Annotated in this window: 23 protein-coding genes; 3 read left to right on the top strand and 20 right to left on the bottom strand. The window is 64.0% G+C overall.

All coding sequences use genetic code 11. The annotated features are described in order from the left end of the window. Positions 1-2 precede the first annotated feature (2 nt). From NX774_RS16200 to ubiE, 15 genes are all read right to left on the bottom strand, one after another. Positions 3-365, bottom strand: a complete 363-nt coding sequence (locus NX774_RS16200; protein ID WP_258823265.1) for a DUF805 domain-containing protein — start codon at positions 363-365, stop codon at positions 3-5. Positions 366-464: 99 nt separating this feature from the next. Continuing rightward, complete coding sequence (locus NX774_RS16195; protein ID WP_258823264.1) at positions 465-1343, bottom strand: hypothetical protein; 879 nt, start codon at positions 1341-1343, stop codon at positions 465-467. Positions 1344-1506: 163 nt separating this feature from the next. Continuing rightward, on the bottom strand, positions 1507-1884 hold the full coding sequence (locus NX774_RS16190; RefSeq protein WP_258823263.1) for an RNA-binding S4 domain-containing protein: 378 nt from the start codon (positions 1882-1884) through the stop codon (positions 1507-1509). A gap of 18 nt (positions 1885-1902) precedes the next feature. Then, positions 1903-3063: a cardiolipin synthase ClsB gene (clsB, locus tag NX774_RS16185; protein WP_258823262.1), complete on the bottom strand. Its 1161-nt coding sequence runs from the start codon at positions 3061-3063 to the stop codon at positions 1903-1905. A 4-nt stretch (positions 3064-3067) separates the two neighbouring features. Further along, complete coding sequence (locus NX774_RS16180; RefSeq protein ID WP_258823261.1) at positions 3068-3883, bottom strand: endonuclease/exonuclease/phosphatase family protein; 816 nt, start codon at positions 3881-3883, stop codon at positions 3068-3070. 227 nt (positions 3884-4110) lie between these two features. After that, the gene (gene nudB / locus NX774_RS16175) at positions 4111-4563 is read right to left on the bottom strand and encodes a dihydroneopterin triphosphate diphosphatase (protein WP_258823260.1); all 453 of its coding nucleotides are present in this window, start codon (positions 4561-4563) and stop codon (positions 4111-4113) included. A gap of 3 nt (positions 4564-4566) precedes the next feature. Beyond that, entirely contained in the window at positions 4567-4824 is a 258-nt protein-coding gene (locus tag NX774_RS16170) for a DUF2442 domain-containing protein (protein WP_258823259.1), read from the bottom strand. A 126-nt stretch (positions 4825-4950) separates the two neighbouring features. Next, positions 4951-6747 carry an aspartate--tRNA ligase gene (gene aspS / locus NX774_RS16165; RefSeq protein ID WP_258823375.1) on the bottom strand — a complete coding sequence of 599 codons (1797 nt, stop codon included), beginning with the start codon at positions 6745-6747 and terminating at the stop codon, positions 4951-4953. Positions 6748-6790: 43 nt separating this feature from the next. Next, the gene (locus NX774_RS16160; protein ID WP_258823258.1) at positions 6791-7378 is read right to left on the bottom strand and encodes a DUF502 domain-containing protein; all 588 of its coding nucleotides are present in this window, start codon (positions 7376-7378) and stop codon (positions 6791-6793) included. A 54-nt stretch (positions 7379-7432) separates the two neighbouring features. Then, on the bottom strand, positions 7433-7693 hold the full coding sequence (locus NX774_RS16155; protein WP_258823257.1) for an FmdB family zinc ribbon protein: 261 nt from the start codon (positions 7691-7693) through the stop codon (positions 7433-7435). A gap of 451 nt (positions 7694-8144) precedes the next feature. Then, positions 8145-8753, bottom strand: a complete 609-nt coding sequence (locus NX774_RS16150) for a methyltransferase domain-containing protein (RefSeq protein WP_258823256.1) — start codon at positions 8751-8753, stop codon at positions 8145-8147. Beyond that, positions 8750-10318, bottom strand: a complete 1569-nt coding sequence (ubiB, locus tag NX774_RS16145) for a ubiquinone biosynthesis regulatory protein kinase UbiB (RefSeq protein WP_258823255.1) — start codon at positions 10316-10318, stop codon at positions 8750-8752. The genes NX774_RS16150 and ubiB overlap by 4 nt, the downstream gene beginning before the upstream one ends. Next, entirely contained in the window at positions 10318-10989 is a 672-nt protein-coding gene (locus NX774_RS16140) for a ubiquinone biosynthesis accessory factor UbiJ (protein WP_258823254.1), read from the bottom strand. Before NX774_RS16140 ends, ubiB begins: the two co-directional genes overlap by 1 nt. Before the next feature lie 108 nt (positions 10990-11097). After that, positions 11098-12063 (bottom strand): Tim44 domain-containing protein, encoded by a 966-nt coding sequence (locus NX774_RS16135; RefSeq protein ID WP_258823253.1) that lies wholly within the window; start codon positions 12061-12063, stop codon positions 11098-11100. 12 nt (positions 12064-12075) lie between these two features. Then, positions 12076-12810 carry a bifunctional demethylmenaquinone methyltransferase/2-methoxy-6-polyprenyl-1,4-benzoquinol methylase UbiE gene (gene ubiE, locus NX774_RS16130; protein WP_258823252.1) on the bottom strand — a complete coding sequence of 245 codons (735 nt, stop codon included), beginning with the start codon at positions 12808-12810 and terminating at the stop codon, positions 12076-12078. Between the two features lie 174 nt (positions 12811-12984). Here ubiE and NX774_RS16125 point away from each other — a divergent pair, with 174 nt between their 5' ends. After that, a complete protein-coding gene (locus NX774_RS16125; protein WP_258823251.1) occupies positions 12985-13854 on the top strand; it encodes a DUF3800 domain-containing protein in 870 nt (289 codons plus the stop codon). A gap of 105 nt (positions 13855-13959) precedes the next feature. Here the strand turns inward: NX774_RS16125 and NX774_RS16120 are convergent, their stop codons facing one another. From NX774_RS16120 to NX774_RS16100, 5 genes are all read right to left on the bottom strand, one after another. Continuing rightward, positions 13960-14109 carry a hypothetical protein gene (locus tag NX774_RS16120; protein WP_258823250.1) on the bottom strand — a complete coding sequence of 50 codons (150 nt, stop codon included), beginning with the start codon at positions 14107-14109 and terminating at the stop codon, positions 13960-13962. A 6-nt stretch (positions 14110-14115) separates the two neighbouring features. Further along, the gene (locus NX774_RS16115) at positions 14116-14532 is read right to left on the bottom strand and encodes a gamma-butyrobetaine hydroxylase family protein (protein ID WP_258823249.1); all 417 of its coding nucleotides are present in this window, start codon (positions 14530-14532) and stop codon (positions 14116-14118) included. Positions 14533-14632: 100 nt separating this feature from the next. Continuing rightward, positions 14633-15064, bottom strand: coding sequence for an HIT family protein (locus NX774_RS16110; RefSeq protein WP_258823248.1), 432 nt, complete (start codon positions 15062-15064; stop codon positions 14633-14635). Continuing rightward, the gene (locus NX774_RS16105; protein ID WP_258823247.1) at positions 15061-19071 is read right to left on the bottom strand and encodes a DUF3683 domain-containing protein; all 4011 of its coding nucleotides are present in this window, start codon (positions 19069-19071) and stop codon (positions 15061-15063) included. Before NX774_RS16105 ends, NX774_RS16110 begins: the two co-directional genes overlap by 4 nt. A 280-nt stretch (positions 19072-19351) precedes the next feature. Next, complete coding sequence (locus NX774_RS16100) at positions 19352-19855, bottom strand: YqaA family protein (protein ID WP_258823246.1); 504 nt, start codon at positions 19853-19855, stop codon at positions 19352-19354. Between the two features lie 194 nt (positions 19856-20049). Here NX774_RS16100 and ilvA point away from each other — a divergent pair, with 194 nt between their 5' ends. Further along, on the top strand, positions 20050-21585 hold the full coding sequence (gene ilvA, locus NX774_RS16095) for a threonine ammonia-lyase, biosynthetic (RefSeq protein WP_258823245.1): 1536 nt from the start codon (positions 20050-20052) through the stop codon (positions 21583-21585). A gap of 186 nt (positions 21586-21771) precedes the next feature. Then, positions 21772-22602, top strand: a complete 831-nt coding sequence (gene queF, locus NX774_RS16090) for an NADPH-dependent 7-cyano-7-deazaguanine reductase QueF (protein ID WP_258823244.1) — start codon at positions 21772-21774, stop codon at positions 22600-22602. Positions 22603-22699 lie beyond the last annotated feature (97 nt).

Genomic DNA, 22699 nt, shown 5'->3' with positions numbered 1-22699 from the left:
CCTTACCTCGCAATATCCACCTGGAGGTAATCCTCGCGCACCGCCGGGTTGTCCCCGTATGCGTTGGTGCCAGCCTCGCCCCGGCGCAGGAGCTGCCATGCAAGCCAAGCCGGGCCGATCACCGGAAAGAGCAGCGCCAGCAGCCACCAGCCGGACACGCCGCAGTCGTGCAGGCGCTGGGCCGAGACAGCAGCCGCGCACCACACGAACATGAAGGCCACGAGTGCAGCGCCGCCGCTCCCGACCGACCATTCGGCGAGCATGCCAAAGGCGGTGCAGAACAGCGTCAGCGCGAGCAGGCGCGCGAACCAGGTGGCGCGCGAAATGCGGCCGAAGCGAACGGTATAGGCAGTAAGTAGTTGCATGAGTATCAACAGGTTGGCGCGATACTAGCACCTGTTAATACTCAGAAAAACCTATCAGTTTTGGCAGTGGCCCAAAGCTAAGACCGGACTGATTGACGACTACGATAGCCGTTCTTGCACCTTCTTCGCAAAGCTTTGCGGGTCGTCCACGTAAACCAGAAGTGACCGAACCTGTTCTCGGGGAATCCCGTACGCCTCGATATGCGGATGGGATAGGACGTCCAGACTGATGGCCAAATTAGGCTGGTCGAAGGGAGTCGCCATGATGGTTTCCGACGGATTGCAGCCGTTGCGCCTGATCCAGGCGGCCCGAGACTCTTGCGCTTCTTTTTGGGTCAGCAACCGTACATCCTGGACCGACGCTAGCGCAATCTCGGCCTCAAAGCGGGCGCCGACGTTAAGGTAGAGCTTGTCACCTGCCAGCCCATGTCGGCTCCTGCTGACCAGATAACGATCCCCAACGAGCCAGAGGACGGCGAAAAGACTAAACGATAAAAGAATGACGTGTGCCGGAGACCCCGACTCGGAACCGTGCGCGACAAATCCGATAACTGTGGCGCTGATGGGTAGTTCCACCGCACACGCGATGAGGGCAATCAAAATAACGGTCGAGTGCTGGCTCTTCTTATAGTGCTCGAATTCGTCATCGTAGTTCGGGCAAGGCGCTCGTCGCTGCAAAAAACCAAACAGTTGGATGTAGTTGAAACGCACGAATCCCGCGAACCCGACCGGTAGCAGCGCAGGCAGGCTTGACCGAACATCTCTGCCCCTTTGTCGACATGCAAGATACCTGGCCAACGCGTATCTCAGCTCCATTGCCGCCCTAAGCGCGGGCAGCAAGATGACCACTCCCCACACCTGGGGCATCGTGAGCGCATCGGGATACAGCCAGCGCGCCACGAGTTTTCCCACGAAGTAGGCAATGACTGACCACCAAAAAACCCGCCGCCAGGTAATCTTGCCCGCTGCCTCTGCCATTTGCCCTGATTTTTCTATTGAGGATCTCGTCGACAAATCCAGCCGTCAGTAATTATCGCGGCCTTGCCGTAATGTACACCGCAACTTTGAACGAAAATCTCCCCAACCGTCACACGGCTCATCTGCTCCTAAAATGGAAAAGGAAAGCGCCTCTGCGCGACGCCTAGCTTCGGGTCCGTTCGATCGCCCTGCGGTCGCGCTTGGTCGGCCGGCCCTTGATCGAGCTGCCCGGCTCGGGGAACAGGCGGCGCGCTTCCTTGTCGCGCTCGCGCCGTACGATGCTCTCCTCCGTTTCGCTGTACAGGGCGCGGGCCACCGTGGCCGAGCCGCGCACGCCGGAAACGCCCAGCACCACCACTTCCCATCGGTCCGAGCCGTTGTCCACGAAAATCTTGTCGTTCACCTTGACTGCACGGGCCGGCTTGACCGGCTCGCCGCCGATCTTGACCCGGCCGCGGTCCACGGCGTCGGCGGCCAGCGAGCGCGTCTTGAAAAAACGGGCCGCCCACAACCATTTGTCGATTCGTACGTTGTCTTCCATTTCCTGTTACCTGATCCTTTACGCGTAGCCGACCGAGAACAGCCGCATCGCGAGCTTGTACAAGCGGTACGCCAGGCCGTAGCTGGTGCGGCGCAGCCAGCCGAGCTGGCGCATGTCTTCCAGCGCGACCGGTACCCCATCCAGGATGCCGTGCTCCACGTGCCGGCGCACCGTGGCCGCGAACACCGGGTCGCGCACCACCACGTTGGCCTCCTGGTTCACGAACAGCGACAGGCCGTCGCAATTGCTCGACCCAACCGTGGCCCAGTCCTCGTCCACCACCGCGACCTTCCCGTGCAGCTGCGTCTTGTGATACTCGTAGATCTTCACGCCGGCGGCAAGCAGCTTCGGGTAGTACGAGTGCGCGACCATGTCCTGCAGGCGGAATTCACCCACGCCGATCAGGAGCCGCACATCGACTCCGCGCTGCGCGGCCTGGGCCAGCGCCTCGCGCAGCTTGCGCCCCGGGGCAAAGTAGGGATTGGCGACCAGCGCGCTGCGCCGCGCGCGGCCGAGCGCCTGCAGGTAGGCGCGCTGGATCGTACGGCGGTTGCGCAGGTTGTCGCGCACCACGAAGGCGGCCTGCATCGGCTGATCGCCCAGCCCCGGCGGCTGCCTGCGCATCTCGCGGAACAATCCCAGCCGGCGCACGATGTTCATGTGACCCACCCGCGCCCACTGGCCCTGCGCCTCGTGGTGGATCTGGGCCACCAGCGGCCCCCTCACCTCCACCGCGAAATCCCAGCGCGGCGCCGGCAGCGACTTGCGCGGGTCATAGTCGCAGACCCAATCGTCATTGACGTTGATGCCGCCCACGAACGCCACCTCGCGATCGATGACAGCGATCTTGCGGTGGCTGCGCGCGATCCCACGGCGAAACCACGGGTTGAAGATCCGGCAATGCACGCCGCCCTGGTGCAAAGCGTCGTGCAGGCGATCGGCCACGCGATGCCCGGTGCCGAACCAGTCCACCACCACGCGCACCTTCACGCCGCGCTGGGCGGCCCGGATCAGCGCGGCCTTGACCTCGTCGCCCATCTTGTCCTCGGCCCAGATGTAGGTTTCGAACAGGATGTCGTAGCGCGCCGCATCCACTGCGGCCAGCAACGCAGGGAAGAAAGCGGTGCCGCTTTCCAGGAGGGTGACGTCGTTCGCGGCTACATACGTCAGCGAGCGCATGCGCTTACGCCAGCTCGAGGTTGGCCAGGATTGGTGCGTGGTCCGACAGGCGCGCCCACAGCGTACCGTGCATCACTTCGGCGTTCTCGACCTTGAAGCCGCGCACGTAAATGCGGTCGAGGCGAAACCATGGCAGCGCGGCCGGGAAGGTGCGCGCCGGCCGGATCGGCGCCTGCCGCCCCGCCAGGTTGCGCACCAGGTCGCCCAGCGCCGTGCGCGGGCCGAGTTCGTCGAACACCTCGGTCACGCCGAGCGCGTTGCGCAGCCGGTCCGACAGCGTGTTGCGCCAGTCGTTGAAGTCGCCCGCGATGATGACCGGCTGCCCGTGGGGTGCCGATTCGTTGACCGCCTCGATCAGCGCCTCGCTCTGGCGCCCGCGGCTGCCCTCGAACAGGCCCAGGTGCACCACATAGCAGTGGACCGTGCCGGCCGGGGTGTCCAGGCGGCAGTGCAAGATGCCGCGCTGCTCGTAGGCATGGTCGGAAATGTCGGTGTTGCGGCTGTTTTCGATGCGGAACTTGCTCAGTAGCGCATTGCCGTGGTGTCCGTGGTCATACACCGCGTTCATGCCGTAGGCGGAATGGTGTGACTCGCCGGCGAAAAATTCGTGCTGCGCGGCCTCGGGCCAGGCGTGGTGGTGGTCCAGGTCTTCGCTGCCGTAGCGGGCCTGGTAGCGGTCGTGGCGGCCCTGCACTTCCTGCAGGAAAACAATGTCAGCGTGGAACTGGGCGATCGCCTTCTTCAGCGCCAGCACCCGCGGCCGGCTGCGCAGCGCGGAAACGCCCTTGTGGATGTTGTAAGTCGCGACACGAATTTTCATGCGAACATTCTAACCCCATCAGTCAGTGTCGAACGGGAACATGGGGCAATCGTGCGTGGGCGATAGCGGCCAAGGGGGCGGCGCCGAAAGCACCAACTACCTCAACACCGTCATCCCGGCGCATCCTCGGCGGCCCCGCCGTGATCCATGCTGAGTGTGCGGCAACGCGGCTGGTCCATGGATTTCGGCCTGCGCCGGGATGACGGTTCCCAAGGTAACGACGATGTTCACCGCACCGGGTAGTGCCGGGGCAGTTGCAGGATTGCTTCGGCGTTGGAGGAAGAAAAGCAGCGGTCAGCCGCCTCGAGGTAAGGCAGCCAGGCGAACTGGAGATGCTCGCGCGGGCTCAGGATGACAGGGATATCGCGCGGCACGCACACCGAGAACACGTGTTCGGTGTTGTGGGTGACGCCGGGCGCATAACGGTGGCGCCAGGTCTGGTAGATCTCGTACACGTTAGACAGGTGCCAGTCGTGCAGCCGGATCGTCTCGCCGTCGGCGACGATGCCGGTTTCCTCGAACAGCTCGCGGGCCGCGGTTTCCAGCAGCGGCTCGTCCAGGCGGTCCAGCGAGCCGGTCACCGACTGCCAGAAGCCAGGCTTGTCGGCACGCTCGATCAGCAGCACTTCGAGGTCCGAAGTGTGGATCACGACAAGGACGGACTCGGGGATCTTGTGCAAGGCTTATTTCGCAGCGATTGGCGACGAGGTGCGGTCCCCATGACCCAGCAGCAGGTGTTCGACGCTGATGTCTTCGTCGAGCTCATCCCAGTGCAGCCCCGTTCCGCCACCGCTAATGACGTAACGGTTGCGCTGTTCGGCGCTGGCCGCCAGCAGCCGCGGGAAGTACGCAAGCGGGACGCCAAGGGTGCGCCCGTCAACGAGATGGACCCACATCGTATCTTCGTCGAACCCCAGTTTCTGGGCCAGCGGCTTATTCATGAAAATGGTCCTTCCCTTGGCAAACCATCGCGTACCAGCTTTCGAAGCTCGTGCCGACATCCCTAAGGAGTCGGCCACCATCCCATCCGGCTCAAGCAAGATAGGAATAGTGGCCGGCAAGCCTGGTTACGCGACCTTCGGCTCGGCGTTGCGCAGGCGGATGTGCAGTTCGCGCAGCTGCTTCTCGTCCACTTCCGACGGCGCGTTGGTCAGCAGGCACTGGGCGCGCTGGGTCTTCGGGAACGCGATCACGTCGCGGATCGACTCGGAGCCGGTCATCAGCGTGATCAGGCGGTCCAGGCCGAACGCCAGGCCACCGTGCGGCGGCGCGCCGTACTGCAGCGCGTCGAGCAGGAAGCCGAACTTGGCCTGCGCTTCTTCGGCATTGATCTTCAGCGCGCGGAACACCTTGCTCTGCACTTCCTCGCGGTGGATACGGATCGAGCCGCCACCCAGTTCCCAGCCATTGAGCACCATGTCGTAGGCCTTGGCAATGCAGGCGCCCGGGTTGGTCTCGAGCATGTCCTCGTGGCCGTCTTTCGGCGCGGTGAACGGGTGGTGGGTCGCGGTCCAGCGATTGTCTTCGTCGTCGTACTCGAACATCGGGAAGTCGATCACCCACAGCGGCGCCCAGACGTCGTCGAACAGGCCGGCCTTCTTGCCGAACTCGGAGTGGCCGATCTTCACGCGCAGCGCGCCGATCGCGTCGTTGACCACCTTGGCCTTGTCCGCGCCAAAGAAGATCAGGTCGCCGTCTTCGGCGCCCGTCAGCTCCAGCACCTTGGCCAGCGCTTCATCGGACAGGTTCTTCACGATCGGCGACTGCAGCCCGTCGCGGCCCTTGGCCTTCTCGTTGACCTTGATGTATGCCAGGCCCTTGGCGCCGTAGATCGCAACGAACTGGGTGTACGCGTCGATCTCCGAACGCGGCATCGAACCGCCCTGCGGCACGCGCAGGCCGACCACGCGGCCGCCAGCCATGTTGGCGGCGCTGTTGAAGACCTTGAACTCGACGGTCTTCATCACGTCGGTCAGTTCGGTGAATTCCAGCTTGACGCGCATGTCCGGCTTGTCCGAGCCGTACTTGCCCATCGCGGTGGCGTAGTCCATCACCGGGAACGGGTTCGGCAGGTCGATGCCGCGCGTGGTCTTGAAGACGTGGCGCATCATGTCTTCGAACAGGTCGCGGATCTCCTGCTCGGTCAGGAACGAGGTCTCGCAGTCGATCTGGGTGAATTCCGGCTGGCGGTCGGCGCGCAGGTCTTCGTCGCGGAAGCACTTGGTGATCTGGTAGTAGCGGTCAAAGCCCGACACCATCAGCATCTGCTTGAACAGCTGCGGCGACTGCGGCAGCGCGAAGAAGTGGCCGGCGTTCACGCGCGACGGCACCAGGTAGTCGCGCGCGCCTTCCGGGGTCGACTTGGTCAGCATCGGGGTCTCGATGTCCACGAAACCGAGCGCGTCCAGGTAGTTACGCACGGCCATCGACACCTTGTAGCGCAGGCGCAGGTTGTCCTGCATCTGCTGGCGGCGCAGGTCGAGCACGCGGTGGGTCAGGCGGGTGGTCTCGGACAGGTTGTCGTCGTCCAGCTGGAACGGCACCGGCACCGATGCGTTGAGCACTTCCAGGCTGGTTGCCACGACTTCGATCTTGCCCGACTTGAGGTTCGGGTTGACGGTGCCCTCCAGGCGCGGGTTCACGGTACCGGTCACGCGCAGGCAGTACTCGTTGCGGATATGCTCGGCGACCTTGAACACCTCGGCGTTGTCCGGGTGGCAGACCACCTGCACGATGCCTTCACGGTCGCGCAGGTCGATGAAGATCACCCCGCCGTGGTCGCGGCGGCGGTGCACCCAGCCGCACAGGCTGACGGTTTGGCCCAGCAGTTCTTCGGTGACGAGGCCGCAGTAGTTGGTACGCATGGAGGACATATTTTTCTCTATTCCAGGTTGGTATTTCGGTTGCTTATTCGGGGGCCACGACGCCCATGGAGACGATGTACTTGAGCGCCGCATCCACCGTCATGTCCAGTTCCACGACCTTGCTGCGCTCCATCATCAGGAAGAAGCCCGAGGTCGGGTTGGGGGTGGTTGGCACGTACACGCTGACGTAGTCGCCCTGCAGGTGGTTCTTCACGTCGCCGCCGGGGGCGCCGGTCAGGAACGCGATCGTATGCGAGTCGGCGTGCGGGTACGGCACCAGCACCGCCTTGCGAAACGCATTGCCGTTCGACGAGAACAGCGTGTCGGACACCTGCTTGACGCTGCCATACAACGAGCTGATGACGGGGATGCGGCCCAGCAGCCGTTCCCACTGGCGCACCACGAAGTTGCCGACCAGGTTGTTGGTGAACAGGCCGATCAGGAACACGATCGCAATCGTCAGCACCGCGCCCACACCAGGCAGGTCGAAGCCGATCAGGTGGCGCGGCTGCCAGGCCTCCGGCACCAGCAGCAGCGACTGGTCCAGCGTGCCGATGACGAGGTTGAGCACCCAGGCGGTGATCGCCAGGGGAACCACGACCAACAGGCCCGTGATGAAGTATTTACGCATCGTGTTCTCGTTGTTATCCCGCGGCCTTGCCCACGAAGGGCGCGGCCGGCGGTGTTAGTTGCTGCCGGTGGACGTCGTGGCTGGCGCGGACTGCTCGGACGAGCCGGAACTGCCGCCGGACGACGAGGAGCTGCCCCCACGGAAGTCGGTGACGTACCAACCGGTGCCCTTGAGCTGGAAGCCGGCGGCGGTCACCTGCTTTTGGAACGCAGGCTTGCCGCAGGACAGGCAAGTGGTCAAAGGCGCGTCTGAAATTTTTTGCAGCACATCTTTGGAAAAACCGCATTCGGCGCAGCGGTAGGCGTAAATCGGCATAGCTGTACTCCGCAAAAATCTTCAAAACCCCACATTATAAAGCGTTTATGGGCGCTTTTGCCGATATGGGGGTGATGGGCGCCGTTCTCCAGACCCGCCTGTTTGCGGGCGCGCTGTTGTTTTTCGGTCCCCGCGGCCCGGTTTCGTTTGCCCAGCAATAACTTGCGTGCTTAAATAACACGCTTGTTAGCGGCGAGCAACGGAACCGCCGCCCGGAAGGTTCTAGAAACAGAAGCTATGCGCGATGGCGACATCGCCGCATTTCCGCAAAAAAACGACCGCATTGGGGGCCCGCGCACAGCGGGCTTTTTTTCGTCTGTACGCCGTCGTCCCGGCGCAGGCCGGGACCCATGCTGAGTTTGCAGTTACGCGGCCTCGCCGAATCCGGATACTCAGCATGGGTCCCGGCTTTCGCCGGGACGACGTGCGTAAGTCCTTTTTTACGCGATGGTCACATCGGCAAACGCCGCCAGACCATCCAGCGTTCCTTGTCCTGGAACATGGGAATCGAATCGACCACCGCCTCGTCAGCGATGCACTCGAAATACGGCGTGAGCAAGGCGTCCAACGCCTCGCGGCTGGTGCCGAACGGCGGGCCCTTCGGGGAATCGTCGAAGTAAAAATACCCAGCCAGCATGCCGTCCGGCGGCAGCAACTGCGCCCAACGCTCTACCAGCCTGGGCAGCATTTCGCGCGGCATGGCGCAGAAGAACGCGCGCTCGTAAATCAGCTCGAGCGGCCGCGGCGGTTCGTAGGTGAAAAAATCCGCCTGCACCACGCGCTCGGCCCATTTGCCGGCCACCGTCATCGCGCTGGCCACGGCCGCCGCCGAAAAGTCGATCGCGATGGCGTCCCAGCCGGCCTCGCTCAGCCAGGCCAGCTCGTGGGCGCTGCCGCAGCCGGGAATCAGGGTTGTGAGCGGCCTTGGCGCCGCGGCCACGAAGCGGCGCAGCGCCTCGGGCACCCCGGGCCGCTCCCATGGCTTGAAACCGCGCTCGAAACGCTCGTCCCAGAACGCCGCGCTCTTCGGGTCGCGCGTACCGAATGGGGCCGCGCTCACGACCGCATCCACCAATGGCCGTACAGGTAGGTGACGGCGACCGCCGAGAACAGCAGCCCGAGCAGGCCCGCCACCAGCATCAGCACGCGGTTGGTGCGCCGCTGGTGGTGCATCAGCTCGCGCAGCAGGGCCGAGTCGTTCACTTCCAGGTCAGTGGTCTTCTCCAGCGCCTGGTAGATCAGGCGCGGCAGCTGCGGGAAGATGTGGGCGTAGCGCGGCGCCTCGGCTTTCAGGCGATCCACCATGCCGCGCCAGCCGACCTGCTCGTTCATCCAGCGCTCCAGGTACGGCTTGGCGGTCTTCCACAGGTCCAGGTCAGGGTCCAGCTGGCGGCCCAGGCCTTCGATGTTGAGCATGGTCTTTTGCAGCAGCACCAGCTGCGGCTGCACCTCGACGTTGAAGCGGCGCGAGGTCTGGAACAGGCGCAGCAGCACCTGGCCGAACGAGATGTCTTTCAGCGGCCGGTCAAAGATCGGCTCGCAGCAGGCGCGCACCGCCGATTCCAGCTCGTCCACGCGGGTGTCGCGCGGGGCCCAGCCCGATTCGATGTGCGCCTCGGCCACGCGCTTGTAGTCGCGGCGGAAGAAGGCGATGAAGTTCTGCGCCAGGTAGTCCTTGTCGAAATCGTTCAGCGTGCCGACGATGCCGAAGTCCAGCGCAATGTAGCGCCCGAAGGTGGCCGGATCGACCGAGACCAGGATGTTGCCGGGGTGCATGTCCGCATGGAAGAAGCCGTCACGGAACACCTGGGTGAAGAAGATTTCGACGCCGTCGCTGGACAGCTTCTTCAGGTCCACGCCCGCCGCTTCCAGCCGGTCGATCTGCGACACCGGGATGCCGCGCATGCGCTCCATCACGATCACGCTGCTGGAGCAATAGTCCCAGAACATCTCCGGCACCAGCAGCAGCTGCGAGTTGGCAAAGTTGCGGCGCAGCTGGCTGGCGTTGGCGGCTTCGCGCATCAGGTCCAGCTCATCGTGCAGGTATTTATCGAATTCGGCCACCACCTCGCGCGGCTTCAGGCGCCGGCTGTCGGTCCACAGTTTCTCGACCAGGCCGGCGGCCAGGTGCATCAGCGCCACGTCCTCGTCGATCGACTTCTTCATGCCCGGCCGCAGCACCTTGACCGCGACCTCCCTGCCGTTCTTGAGCGTGGCAAAGTGCACCTGGGCGATGGAGGCCGACGCCACCGGGGTGCGGTCGAAGCTGGCGAACAGCTGGTCCGGGTGGGCGCCGAGCGAGCGCGTGATCTGGGCAATCGCAATGTCGGAGTCGAACGGCGGCACCCGGTCCTGCAGCAGTGCCAGCTCGTCGGCAATATCGGGCGGCACCAGGTCGCGGCGGGTGGACAGCACCTGGCCAAACTTGACGAAAATCGGGCCCAGTTCCTCCAGCGCCATGCGCAGGCGTACGCCGCGCGGGGCGCTGATCTTGCGCCAGAAAAAGATCTTGTCGAGCAGCTTGGCGGTCCGCGGGACCGGCAACTCCGAGACGATGATCTCGTCGAGCCCGTAACGGGTGGCGACCGAGAGGATTTTCAGCAGGCGCAGGAATTTCAGGATCATCAGCGGTCCGTGGTGGTGTTTCCGCCCACGGCGGTGACGGCTGTGGCCGCGCTGCGCTGCGCGAGCTTCTGCTCCAGCCGGGCGATGCGCTTGTCCAGGCGCTCGACGTCGTCGCGCGTGCGGACCACATCCTCGGTGAACTCGGCCACCGCGGCGGGGCGCACCAGCACCGGGTTTTCCTCCAGCAGGTACTCGGCCACGTTCTCGGCCAGGCGGCGGCCGGTGGCGCCCGCCCCGGCGATGACGCTCTTGGCGCCGCCCACCAGCCGGGTGGCGCCGATCGGCCCGAACAGGCGCTCCAGGTCGTGCTCGGCGTCCCAGCGCAGGCCCTTGGACAGCTGCGAGATCGTGTTCGCGAACTCGGCATCGCCCTCGATCTTCACGTACGAGAACGCGCGGTCGCGGTTCTGCGCGATCAAGGGCAGGTCCGACAGCTTGACGTGGATGGTGACGTTGGCCGCGTCCTCGCTGTTGCTGCCCTCGACCATGCCGTCGCGCGTTACGCGCAGGCGCAGTTGCAGGTGGCCGGTGTCGATGCAGGCTTCCTTGCCGGCATGCAGCGCCAGCGCATCGCGCGCCCACGCCTCCTGGGCCAGCAGGTGGTTAATTGCAGCAATCGCGGGGGCCATCAGCGCACGCTGGGGCGACAGGAGTGAAGGATTCGGGACCATGGCAATACGCTCGGAGCAAAGAAAAACCGCCCGGTTCAAGCGGGCGGTTTTGATCTTACCAGTTTGCTGGACGCAATTCCGTCCGCACGGGTTGTTTAGTTAAAAATATTACTGAACCTGCTGGATACCCGCCAGCACCCATCCGCTCGTGCCGGACAGCGGCTTGGCCAGGTTCCACACCTCGACGAAGGGCTCCGGCGCGGCGCCCGGCGCAGTGCGGATCATGCCGTTGAACTGCACGCTGGCCAGGTAGTCGCGGTCGGACTTCTCGATGCCCAGCAGCTGGGCGTCGATCGAGACCACGTCGGTGAAGTCGTTGGCGTTGCGCTCGAGGATCTGGGTCTTGAGCTCAGCAAACACTTCCGGCGCAGTGAACTCGCGCAGGTCCTGCACGTCGCCCTTGTCCCAGGCGGCCTGCATGCGGATGAACATGGACTTCGCTTCGCGCAGGAACGACGGGGTATCGAAATCAGCCGGCACGCCCCACGGCACGTGGGCGGCAGGCTTGTCCAACGCGACGCCCTGGTTCAGGCCGGACCCGATTTCCGGGGTGGTGCTGTAGGAGCTGGGCTGCCACGGCTGCTGGTTCATGCCCGAGCCGATTTCCGGGGTCGCCGACGCCGGCATCGGGTCGCGGTTGAAACCCTGGAACGGTGTCGGGTTGGCCGGGGTGTCCTTGCGGCGGAACATGCGCACGATGAAGATCACGGCAAAGGCCAGCAGCGCCAGCATCAGCAGCGACGAGATCATGCTGGCGGCGGCGCCGCCAATGCCGAAGTGGCTGAACAGCGCGCCCAGGCCCAGGCCGAGCAGCGCGCCGCCCAGCACGCCCTTCCACATGCTCGGGCGCTGTGCCGGCATCGGCTGCGGCACCGGCGCCGGACGGGCCTGGTTGCCGTATTGCGGCTGCTGGGCCGGAGTCGGCGCCGGCGCGGGTGCCGGTCGCTGCATCTGGCGCACCGGCTGCGACTGGCGGCCGAACGAGCGGCCGCCGCCCATCGGGCGCGCGGTGGCTTCCGCGATCATCGACAGTGCGGTGATCGCCAGCATCATGGTGACCAAGAATTTTTTCATGCTCTACGCATCCTAAAATTTGATGCCGGTGTGCAGCGCAGCCACACCAGCAGTCAGGTTAAAGTACTGCACGCGTTCCAGTCCCGCGTCCTCCATCATGCCCTTCAGCGTTTCCTGGTCGGGGTGCATGCGGATCGACTCGGCCAGGTAGCGGTAGCTTTCCGAATCGTTCGCAATTTGCTGGCCCAGCCACGGCAGCACCGAGAACGAATACACGTCATACGGCTTTTGCAGCGGCGCGGCCACCTTCGAAAACTCCAGCACCAGCAACTTGCCGCCCGGCTTGAGCACGCGGCGCATTTCCGCCAGTGCCTGGTCCTTGTGCGTCATATTGCGCAGGCCAAAGGCCACGCTGACCCGGTCGAAATAATTGTCCGGGAACGGCAATTTTTCCGCGTCACATAGCAATGTTGGGGTGACAAGCCCTTTGTTCAAGAGGCGATCACGGCCGACGCGCAGCATCGACTCGTTGATGTCGGTGAGCCACACTTCCCCGCTCGGCCCGGCCTGCTTGGCAAAGGCCTTGGCCAAGTCGCCGGTGCCGCCGGCAATATCGAGCACCTTGAAGCCCGGGCGGATGCCGGCCTGGGCGATGGTAAACGCTTTCCAGATGCGGTGCAGGCCGGCGGACATCAGGTCGTTCATGATGTCGTACTTCGCGGCGACGGAGTGGAAAACCTTGGCGACCTCGTGGACCTTCTCGTCTTCGGAGACGGTCTTGTAGCCGAAATGGGTGGTGTTGGTCATGATGGCAAGACGGATTGATCTTGCCGCATTATACAAGGGGGAACCTGCCGGCCCCTATCGGATGTGAGACTTACGTGACCACATCAAGGCCGGGGGGGAGCGGTCCCTGCCCCATCCTTTCGGGCCCAACTGATAGGATAGAATCGAAAAAATGCACTTGGTAGAAAAATGGACATGGACCCACGCCAGTTTTCATTATTCGAGAGTGAAGAGCAGCGAGGCGAAGCCCCTGCATCGGAGGCGCCTGATATCGGCTCCGCCACACCGTGCAAGTACAGTAACTATGTGGTTTACGTGGACGAAAGCGGTGATCACGGAATGCAGAACGTAGATGGCAACTATCCTGTCTTCGTCCTTGCATTCTGCGTGTTCCACAAACGCCACTACAGTGAAAAGGTCGCCCCAGCGCTGCAAAAGTTTAAGTTCAACCATTTCGGCCATGACTTGGTGGTACTGCACGAACTCGAAATACGCAAAGAAAAAGGCAGCTTTACCTTCTTCCAGAACCGCGAACACAAAGAGTCATTTTTAGCGGAACTGACCACAATCATAGAAGCCAGCAATTTTGTCCTGATTAGTTGCGTGATCGATAAGATTCAGTTGAAAGCGAAATCGATCGACCCGCCCAACCCATATCATGTTGCACTGGGCTTCTGTCTGGAGACGCTGTATGAATTCTTGCAGGAGAAGCACCAAGAAGCGCTGACTACTCATGTGATTGTTGAGTGCCGTGGCAAGAAGGAAGACAACGACCTCGAACTGGAGTTCCGGCGAATTTGTGATGGCGCTAACAGGCTCGGCATGGCCCTTCCGTTCGACGTGATTTTTGCGGACAAGAAGGTGAACTCGGCCGGACTCCAACTAGCTGACCTGGTAGCCCGTCCGATCGGACTGAGCGTTATTCGACCAACCCAAGAGAACCGGGCCTTTGAAGTTTTGAAGAGGAAGTTCTACTGCAGCGGTGGCCGTGATAGCGTCGGCGAAGGGTTCGAGAGCTGGGGCCTGAAGGTTTACCCTGCCCAAGAAAGCGAAAAGCCCCGATGAAACTCACCGAGGCTATAACGCCGACCGGGGCCTCCCAGTCCACTTAACCGCAAGTTTAGCAAACTAAACCAAAAAATCAACCTAGGGGTTAGCTGTAGGCACTGATCAGCCTCGGCTTTTGTCGCGTTTTTTTGGGTCTTCCGAGAGGGCGGCATTTGGCGGCTGCTGCGAGCGCATCCAGCGCCGCACCCAGGCCATGGCGATGACCGGCACCACGGCGGTGACGACCACGATGACGATGGCGGTGGTGTCCATGGGATTTTAGTGGTGGTGGCCGCAGCCGTGCTGCACGGGGGCGCCCGGCACCACGGTACCCGGTTCGCGGCCGCTGTCGCCCGCAAAGCCGGCGTCGTGCAGGCGATCCAGGTACGCCTGCCACAGCTGCTGCTGTTCGTTGCCCAGCTTGTACAGGTAGTCCCAGGTGTAGATGCCAGTGTTGTGGCCGTCGGTGAACAGTGGGCGCACCGCGTAGTTGCCGACCGGCTCGATGCCGTCGATGCGCACGTCGCGCTTGCCGACCTGCAGCACTTCCTGGCCAGGGCCGTGGCCCTTCACTTCGGCCGACGGCGAATACACGCGCATCAGTTCGAACGGGATCGCGAAGGCGGCGCCGTCGTCGAAGGCGATGTCGAGCAGGCCCGATTTCTGGTGGACGGTGAGGGAGGTGGGGTTAGGCATCTTGTTCTACCCTTCTGCCAGGGCCGCGTGGCCGGTTGGCTCAGCATGGGTCCCGGCCTGCGCCGGGACGACGGTTCAAACGGTGGCGGTGCGAGCAGGATTAGCGTTTGTTCAGGCGGTCCTTGATCGCGGCCGCCAGCCGGGGCAGCAGCGCGCGGCGCGCAGCCAGCAGCTTTTCGTCCGGTTTGCGCACGGCGTTCGCCCACACCGGGTTCGGGAAGTGCGCGTCATCCACGTAGCGCGGGATCACGTGCCAGTGCAGGTGCGGCACCACGTTGCCCAGGCTGGCCACGTTGATCTTGTCCGGGTCCATCACCTCGCGCACCGCGGTCTCGACGTGCCAGACGACGTCGTTGATCAGGATGCGGTCGGCGGGCGGCAGGTCGCTCATTTCCTTGACGTGCTCGTTCCAGATGACCCGGCAAAAGCCCGGGTAGTTCGGATCATCCACCTGGATCACCGACAGCTTCTCATCCCGGTACAGCGGAGGAACCACCGGCTGGCACAACTCGCAACCTGCTACTTTCGTCATACAAGAACCCTCTCGATACCGCCATTGTTGGCGCGCGCAACGTAGTCGGGCATCCAGTCCTCGCCCAGCAAATGCCGCGCGATCTCCACCACGATGTAGTCGGCGTCGGTGCCCGCGTCGTCATTATAGCGGTGCAGGCCCTGCAGGCAGGATGGGCAGCTGGTCAGGATCTTGACGTCGCCATTGAAGCCGTCGGCGCGCAGCTTGTCGGCGCCCTTGACCATCTCGTCGGCCTTGCGGAACTTGACCTGGGTGGCGATATCCGGCCGCGACACGGCGAAGGTGCCCGACTCGCCGCAGCAACGGTCGTTCTTCTCGATCTTCACGTTGTCCACGGTGGACACCAGCGCGTTGACGGTCTTGACCGAGTCCTGCAGCTTCATCGGGTTGTGGCACGGCTCGTGGTACATGTAGCGGGTGCCGGTCACGCCTTCGAGCTTGACGCCCTTCTCCAGCAGGTACTCGTGGATGTCCATGATGCGGCAGCCCGGGAAGATCTTCTCGAACTCGTAGGTGGCCAGCTGGTCGTAGCAGGTGCCGCACGAGACCAGCACGGTCTTGATGTCGAGGTAGTTCAGCGTGTTGGCCATGCGGTGGAACAGCACGCGGTTATCCGTCATCATCTTGTCGGCCTTGTCGTACTGGCCGGCGCCGCGCTGCGGATAGCCGCAGCACAGGTAGCCCGGCGGCAGCACGGTCTGCACGCCCACTTCCCACAGCATCGCCTGCGTGGCCAGGCCCACTTGCGAGAACAGGCGCTCCGAACCGCAGCCCGGGAAGTAGAACACGGCCTCGGTGTCGGCGGTCGTGGTCTTGGGATTGCGGATGATCGGGATGATCTTGTCGTCCTCGATGTCCAGCAGCGCGCGCGCCGTCTTCTTGGGCAGGTTGCCCGGCATCTTGCGGTTCACAAAATGGATCACCTGCTCGCGCACGGGCGCCTTGCCGGTGGTCGGCGGCGGAGCCTTCTTGCTCGGCGCGGCCAGCTTCTTGAGCACGCTCGCGCCCAGGCGCTGGGCCTTGAAGCCCCAGTCGATCATCGCCTTGCGGGTGGCGTTGATGGTGGTCGGGTCGGTCGCGTTCAGGAAGAACATCGACGCCCGGTTCATCGGCTTGAAGCTGCGCTTGTCCATCTTGCGCAGCAGGTTACGCATGTTCATCGACACGTCGCCGAAGTCGATGTTGACCGGGCACGGCGTTACGCACTTGTGGCACACGGTGCAGTGGTCCGAGACGTCCTCGAACTCTTCCCAGTGGCGGATCGACACGCCGCGGCGGGTCTGCTCTTCGTACAGGAAGGCTTCGATCAGCGCCGAGGTGGCCAGGATCTTGTCGCGCGGCGAATACAGCAGGTTCGCGCGCGGCACGTGCGTGGTGCACACCGGCTTGCACTTCCCGCAGCGCAGGCAGTCCTTGACGCTGTTGGCGATGGCGCCGATGTCGCTCTGCTGCATGATCAGCGACTCGTGCCCCATCAGGCCGAACGACGGCGTGTAGGCGTTGCGCAGGTCGGCGTAAGCGGTCTCGGAGTTGAGCAGCTTGCCCTTGTTGAAGCGCCCTTCCGGATCGATGCGCAGCTTGTAGTCGCGGAAGTCGCGGATCTCGTCGTCCGCCAGGAATTCGAGCTTGGTGATGCCGATGCCGTGCTCGCCCGAGATCACGCCGTCCAGCGAACGCGCCAGCTTCATGATGCGCTCGACCGCGCGGTGCGCGTCCTGCAGCATGTCGTAGTCGTCCGAGTTCACCGGAATGTTGGTGTGCACGTTGCCGTCGCCCGCGTGCATGTGCAGCGCGACGAACACGCGCGAGCGCAGCACGGTCTTGTGGATCTCGGTGCAGTCGTCCAGGATCGGCTTGAAGGCCGCGCCGTAGAACAGCTGGCGCAACGGCGCGCGCAGCTCCTGCTTCCACGATACGCGCACCGTGTGGTCCTGCACGACGTCGAACAAGCGCGCGTGCGGCTGCTGCGCCAGGCGCGCGGCGAACACCGGATCGAGCTGCTCCAGGCCGAATTCGGCCAGCCGCGCGCGTGCGTCGCCCAGCGGCAGGTCCAGGCTGTCGCGGATCCAGCGCCAGCGGGCAGCCACGCGCGCCAGCAGGTCGTCGGCTTGCTGCGGGCGGTCGCCCAGGATTTCGTTCGCGTCCACGCCTTCGCCGGTGGCGTCGTCGCTCTTCTCGATCGGCAGGCCGCCGGCCGTGAAGTAGGCGTGCAGCTCTTCGACCAGCGCCAGCTTGTTCTTGATCGACAGTTCGATGTTGATGCGCTCGATGCCGTCGGTGTACTCGCCCATGCGGTTAAGCGGGATCACCACGTCTTCATTGATCTTGAAGGCGTTGGTGTGCTTGGCGATGGCGGCGGTACGGGCGCGGTCGAGCCAGAACTTCTTGCGCGCCTCGGCCGAGACGGCGATGAAGCCCTCGCCCACGCGCGTGTTCGCAAGACGCACCACTTCGGACGCGGCCTGCGCCACGGCGTTCTCGTCGTCGCCCACGATGTCGCCGAACAGCGCCATCTTGGGCAGCGTGCCGCGCTTGGATTTGGTGGCGTAGCCCACCGCGCGCAGGTAGCGCTCGTCCAGGTGCTCCAGGCCCGCCAGGCGCACGCTCGCAAATTCGGGCTTGCCGGTCTTGGGCAGGTTGTCCAGGTAATCCTTGATTTCGACGATCGAAGGGATCGCGTCGCGCGCCTGGCCAAAGAATTCCAGCGCCACCGTGCGGGTATGCTTGGGCATCTTGTGCAGGATCCAGCGCGCGGACGTGATCAGGCCGTCCGTGCCCTCTTTCTGGATGCCCGGCAGGCCGGCCAGGAACTTGTCGGTCACGTCCTTGCCCAGGCCCTCCTTGCGGAAGCGCCGGCCTTCGATGGTCAGGGTCTCGGTGCGGAACGGTGCGTCCTTCGCTTCGCCCTTCGCGCTCGGGTGGGTCCATTCGAGCTTGAAGACGGCGGTGGGCGCGTCGTGGATCTTGGACAGGTTGTGGCCGACGCGGGTCACTTCGAGCCAGTCACCGTTCGGGTCCACCATGCGCCACGAGGCCAGGTTGTCGAGCGCGGTGCCCCACAACACGGCCTTCTTGCCGCCGGCGTTCATGGCAATATTCCCGCCGATGCAGGACGCGTGGGCCGAGGTCGGGTCCACCGCGAACACGAAGCCGGCTTTTTCCGCGGCTTGCGAGACGCGCTGCGTCACCACGCCGGCGCCGGTGTAGATGGTCGCGTAATCGCGGTCCACGCCCGGCAGGCGGCTCATCTCCACGTCGCCCAGGTCGATCAGCTTTTCGGTATTGATCACGGCCGACATCGGCGTGAGCGGGATCGCGCCGCCGGTGTAGCCGGTGCCGCCGCCGCGCGGGATGATGGTCAGCCCCAGCTCGATGCAGCCCTTGACCAGGCCCGCCATCTCGTCCTCGGTGTCCGGCAGCAGGACCAGGAACGGGTACTCGACGCGCCAGTCGGTCGCGTCGGTCACGTGCGAGACGCGGTGCATGCCGTCGAAGTGGATGTTGCGCTTGTCGGTGTAGCGGCCCAGCACCTTGATGGCGCGGCGGCGCAAATCGTACATCTGCTGGAACTCGCGCGCGAAGTCATCGACTGCCTTGCGCGCCGCGGCCAGCAGCTGTGCGACCGCGTTGCTGCGCGCGCTTGCCGCTTCCACGTCGGCCTCGCCGGCATCGACCATCACGCGGCGCTTGTCCACTTCGGCCAGGCGGTGATGCAGCGCATCGATCAGGCCCTGGCGGCGCTTGGGGTTGTCCAGCATGTCATCCTGCAGGTACGGATTGCGCCGCACCACCCAGATGTCGCCCAGCACCTCGTACAGCATGCGGGCGGAGCGGCCGGTCTGGCGCGCGCCGCGCAGCTCGTCCAGCAGGCGCCAGGCCGGTTCGCCGAGCAGGCGGATCACTATCTCGCGGTCGGAGAACGATGTGTAGTTGTAGGGAATCTCACGCAGGCGCGCCGGGTTGGCGGTGTCTTCGAGCAGGGCTTGGATGTTTGCTGGGGCGTTCATGAATGGAATCGACTTTCGGACTGGCCCGTTTTCAGACCAGCCATTCTAGCTTATTGCGTTGCACCACGCTGGCTTGCCCTTGGTTTTCGAAAGGGTTTCCGCAACAAAATTGCGAAACGGGGCGGTTTGTGCAAACGACGTTTGCACGCGGGTGGCGAGGTGCAACTTTTATCTTGCTTTTGTTAACAGCGAGCAAAGACTATACACCCTGCATTTCTGCACCCGCCAACCGTCGTACCGGCGGGGCCGCCGAGGATGCGCGGGGAAGACGGGCTGCCGGTTAGCCGGTCACCTGAATCAGCAGTTCCCCGAGCCGGTGCCAGATCCCGTCCGGCACGTACAGCAGCGCGGCGGTCATGGTGACGTAGCGCACGAACTTGCCGATTGCCATATAGATAACACTCGGCCAGAACGGCAGGTGCAGCCAGCCCGCCAGCGTGCACAGCGGATCGCCAATGCCCGGGACCCACGACATCAGCATGGTCTTGGGGCCGTAATGCTCCAGCCACTTGAACCAGCGCGTCTTGCGCTCCTTGGCAAACGTGGTCTTGGCCCGGTGCCCCAGCAGGTAGTCGAAGGCCCCGCCGAGCGTGTTGCCCAGCGTGCCGACCAGGATGGCTGGCCAGAACATGGCCGGGTTGGCCTTGACCACGGCGAACACGGCCGGCTCGGAACCGAGCGGCAGCAAGGTCGCGGAGACGAAGCTGACGAGGAATACGGAAGTAAGGCCAACGGCGGGCGCGGCGAGGACTTTGAGCAGCCAGACGACGGCGGTTTCGATCATGAGAAGCTGAGGCGGGCAGGTACGACGAGCGTCCATTATAATGACGAAACCCATCGGCCTCGACACGGTACCTCCGCGCTGCAACCCAGCCCCCGTACCGAACTGCACAACTCGGCCACCAGCCAAGCAGGACAGTCTCGCGTCGTCACCGCAAAATTCCTGGACTGCTGTCCAGCATACCTTGCTTGCAGACTATGACTACCGACTACCTCAAGAAAATCCTGACTGCCCGCGTCTACGACGTGGCGCAGGAAACCCCGCTCGAACTGGCCCCCACGCTGTCCCAACGGATGAACAACCGCATCTACTTCAAGCGCGAGGACATGCAAAGCGTCTTCAGCTTCAAGCTGCGCGGCGCCTACAACAAGATGGCGAACCTGTCGCCCGAACAGCTGCAGCGCGGCGTCATTTGCGCCTCGGCCGGCAACCACGCACAGGGCGTTGCCCTCTCGGCCAGCCGCCTGGGCTGCCGCGCGCTGATCGTGATGCCGACCACCACGCCGCAGGTGAAGATCGATGCGGTCAAGGCGCGCGGGGGCGCGAGCGTGGAGGTGGTGCTGCATGGCGAGTCGTACACCGACGCCTACAACCACGCGCTCACACTCGAAAAGGAGCAGCGCCTGACCTTCGTGCACCCGTTCGACGACCCGGACGTGATCGCCGGCCAGGGCACGATCGCGATGGAGATCCTGCACCAGCATTCCGGCCCGATCCATGCGATTTTTGTCGCGATCGGCGGCGGCGGGCTGGTGGCGGGCATCGGCGCCTACGTCAAGGCGGTGCGGCCGGACATCAAGGTGATCGGCGTGCAGACCGTCGATTCGGACGCGATGGCCAAGAGCCTGAAGGCGGGCCATCGCATCACCCTGCCGGACGTGGGCCTGTTCTCGGACGGCACCGCGGTCAAGCTGGTGGGCGAGGAAACCTTCCGCCTGGCCAAGGAAGTGGTGGACGAGATCGTGATCGTGGACACGGATGCGATCTGCGCCGCGATCCAGGACGTGTTCCAGGATACCCGCAGCATCCTCGAGCCGGCCGGCGCGCTGGCGGTGGCAGGCGCCAAGGCCTATGTCGAGCGCTCGCAGATGACGCGCAACCCGGTCAAGGACGAGACGCTGGTGGCGGTGGCCTGCGGCGCCAACATGAACTTTGACCGCCTGCGCTTCGTGGCCGAACGCGCCGAGGTGGGCGAATCGCGCGAGGCGGTGTTCGCGGTGACGATTCCCGAGCAGCGCGGCAGCTTCAAGCGCTTCTGCGCGCTGGTGGGGCCGCGCAACGTGACCGAGTTTAACTACCGCGTCAGCGACGAAAAGCAGGCCCACGTGTTCGTTGGCGTGCAGGTGGGCAACCGCGACGAGCCGGCCCGGCTGGTGCGCGCATTCGCCGAGAACGGCTTTGCCGCCCTCGACCTGACCCACGACGAGCTGGCCAAGCTGCACATCCGCCACCTGGTGGGCGGCAAGAGCTCGCTGGCGCACGACGAATTGCTGTATCGTTTCGAGTTCCCCGAGCGCCCGGGCGCGCTGATGCGCTTCTTGGACAGCATGGCGCCGAACTGGAACATTTCGCTGTTCCACTACCGGAACCAGGGCGGCGACGTGGGCCGCATCTTGGTGGGCCTGCAGGTGCCGCGCGAGGAAATGGACGAGTTCCGCAGCTTCCTCGACGGCCTGGGCTACCGGCACTGGGACGAGAGCGCGAACCCGGTGTACAAACTGTTTTTGGGTTAGAGTTCGCGCAGCCGTTTCGCGGTCTAAGCCTACAGACCGCAACACGTCGTCCCCGCGCAGGCGGGGACCCATGGAACGCTTGCAAGTCACGCCGCTCATCGAAGCCGCGACACTGCTGGCTCGGCATGGGTCCCCGCCTGCGCGGGGACGACGTATTTGGTGCTGCAGATTTTTTTAACGACAACTATGACCAACACGCCTGATCAATCGCCCCTCGGCAAAACCTCCGCCTACCAGACCGAGTACGCGCCCGAGCTGCTGTTCCCGATCCCGCGCCAGCAAAAACGCGACGAGCTCGGCATTACCGGCACGCTGCCGTTCTTCGGCGTGGACATCTGGAATGCCTACGAGATCTCGTGGCTGAACATGCGCGGCAAGCCCCAGGTGGCGATCGCGACGATCACCGTGCCGGCCGATTCGCCCAACATCATCGAATCGAAGTCGTTCAAGCTCTACCTGAACTCGTTCAACCAGACCCGCCTGGCCAACACCGACGCCCTGCTCACGCTGCTGCGCGCCGACCTGTCGGCCGCGGTGGGTTCGCCGGTGCACATCGCGCTGTCCACGCCCGACGCGTTCCCGAGCGTGAAAATGGGCGAGCTCGACGGCCTGCTGCTGGACCGCCTCGACATCGAGATCGACCAGTACACGCCCGCCCCGGCGCTGCTGACCGCCAACTTCGCCGAGGCCATGGTCGAGGAAACCCTGACCTCGCACCTGCTCAAGTCGAACTGCCTGGTGACCGGCCAGCCCGACTGGGCCAGCGTGCAGATCCATTACGTGGGCCCGCAAATCGACCAGGAGGGCCTGCTGCGTTACCTGATCGGCTTTCGGGAGCACAACGAATTCCACGAGCAATGCGTCGAGCGCATCTTCATCGACATCATGCGCCAGTGCAAACCGACCAAGCTCGCCGTCTATGCCCGCTACACCCGCCGCGGCGGCCTGGACATCAACCCGTGGCGGACCAACTTCAGCACCGCACGCCCGCTCAACCTGCGCACAGCCCGGCAGTAAGCGCATTGACGACGAGCAACCTTTGCTGCGATGACGCTTGACCGCATTTCCGCACGGGAATACTGTGGGCGCGGCGACAGAAAAGGTGTGCGTTTTC

The sequence above is a fragment of the Massilia agilis genome, assembly GCF_024756255.1.
GTDB classification, from domain to species: Bacteria; Pseudomonadota; Gammaproteobacteria; order Burkholderiales; family Burkholderiaceae_D; genus Telluria; species Telluria agilis.
The sequence above is the reverse complement of the archived record's forward strand: the minus strand, read 5'-3'. Positions and strand labels throughout refer to the sequence as shown.

Coding starts and splice junctions, on each gene's coding strand:
- NX774_RS16105 (WP_258823247.1), bottom strand. CDS start 19,071: ATGAACGCCCCAGCAAACATCCAAGCCCTGCTCGAAGACACCGCCAAC.
- NX774_RS16170 (WP_258823259.1), bottom strand. CDS start 4,824: ATGAATAAGCCGCTGGCCCAGAAACTGGGGTTCGACGAAGATACGATG.
- clsB (WP_258823262.1), bottom strand. CDS start 3,063: ATGCGCTCGCTGACGTATGTAGCCGCGAACGACGTCACCCTCCTGGAA.
- ubiE (WP_258823252.1), bottom strand. CDS start 12,810: ATGACCAACACCACCCATTTCGGCTACAAGACCGTCTCCGAAGACGAG.
- NX774_RS16100 (WP_258823246.1), bottom strand. CDS start 19,855: ATGATCGAAACCGCCGTCGTCTGGCTGCTCAAAGTCCTCGCCGCGCCC.
- NX774_RS16190 (WP_258823263.1), bottom strand. CDS start 1,884: ATGGAAGACAACGTACGAATCGACAAATGGTTGTGGGCGGCCCGTTTT.
- queF (WP_258823244.1), top strand. CDS start 21,772: ATGACCAACACGCCTGATCAATCGCCCCTCGGCAAAACCTCCGCCTAC.
- NX774_RS16200 (WP_258823265.1), bottom strand. CDS start 365: ATGCAACTACTTACTGCCTATACCGTTCGCTTCGGCCGCATTTCGCGC.
- NX774_RS16125 (WP_258823251.1), top strand. CDS start 12,985: ATGGACCCACGCCAGTTTTCATTATTCGAGAGTGAAGAGCAGCGAGGC.
- NX774_RS16135 (WP_258823253.1), bottom strand. CDS start 12,063: ATGAAAAAATTCTTGGTCACCATGATGCTGGCGATCACCGCACTGTCG.
- NX774_RS16160 (WP_258823258.1), bottom strand. CDS start 7,378: ATGCGTAAATACTTCATCACGGGCCTGTTGGTCGTGGTTCCCCTGGCG.
- NX774_RS16155 (WP_258823257.1), bottom strand. CDS start 7,693: ATGCCGATTTACGCCTACCGCTGCGCCGAATGCGGTTTTTCCAAAGAT.
- NX774_RS16115 (WP_258823249.1), bottom strand. CDS start 14,532: ATGCCTAACCCCACCTCCCTCACCGTCCACCAGAAATCGGGCCTGCTC.
- NX774_RS16195 (WP_258823264.1), bottom strand. CDS start 1,343: ATGGCAGAGGCAGCGGGCAAGATTACCTGGCGGCGGGTTTTTTGGTGG.
- NX774_RS16110 (WP_258823248.1), bottom strand. CDS start 15,064: ATGACGAAAGTAGCAGGTTGCGAGTTGTGCCAGCCGGTGGTTCCTCCG.
- NX774_RS16180 (WP_258823261.1), bottom strand. CDS start 3,883: ATGAAAATTCGTGTCGCGACTTACAACATCCACAAGGGCGTTTCCGCG.
- ubiB (WP_258823255.1), bottom strand. CDS start 10,318: ATGATCCTGAAATTCCTGCGCCTGCTGAAAATCCTCTCGGTCGCCACC.
- NX774_RS16140 (WP_258823254.1), bottom strand. CDS start 10,989: ATGGTCCCGAATCCTTCACTCCTGTCGCCCCAGCGTGCGCTGATGGCC.
- ilvA (WP_258823245.1), top strand. CDS start 20,050: ATGACTACCGACTACCTCAAGAAAATCCTGACTGCCCGCGTCTACGAC.
- NX774_RS16120 (WP_258823250.1), bottom strand. CDS start 14,109: ATGGACACCACCGCCATCGTCATCGTGGTCGTCACCGCCGTGGTGCCG.
- aspS (WP_258823375.1), bottom strand. CDS start 6,747: ATGCGTACCAACTACTGCGGCCTCGTCACCGAAGAACTGCTGGGCCAA.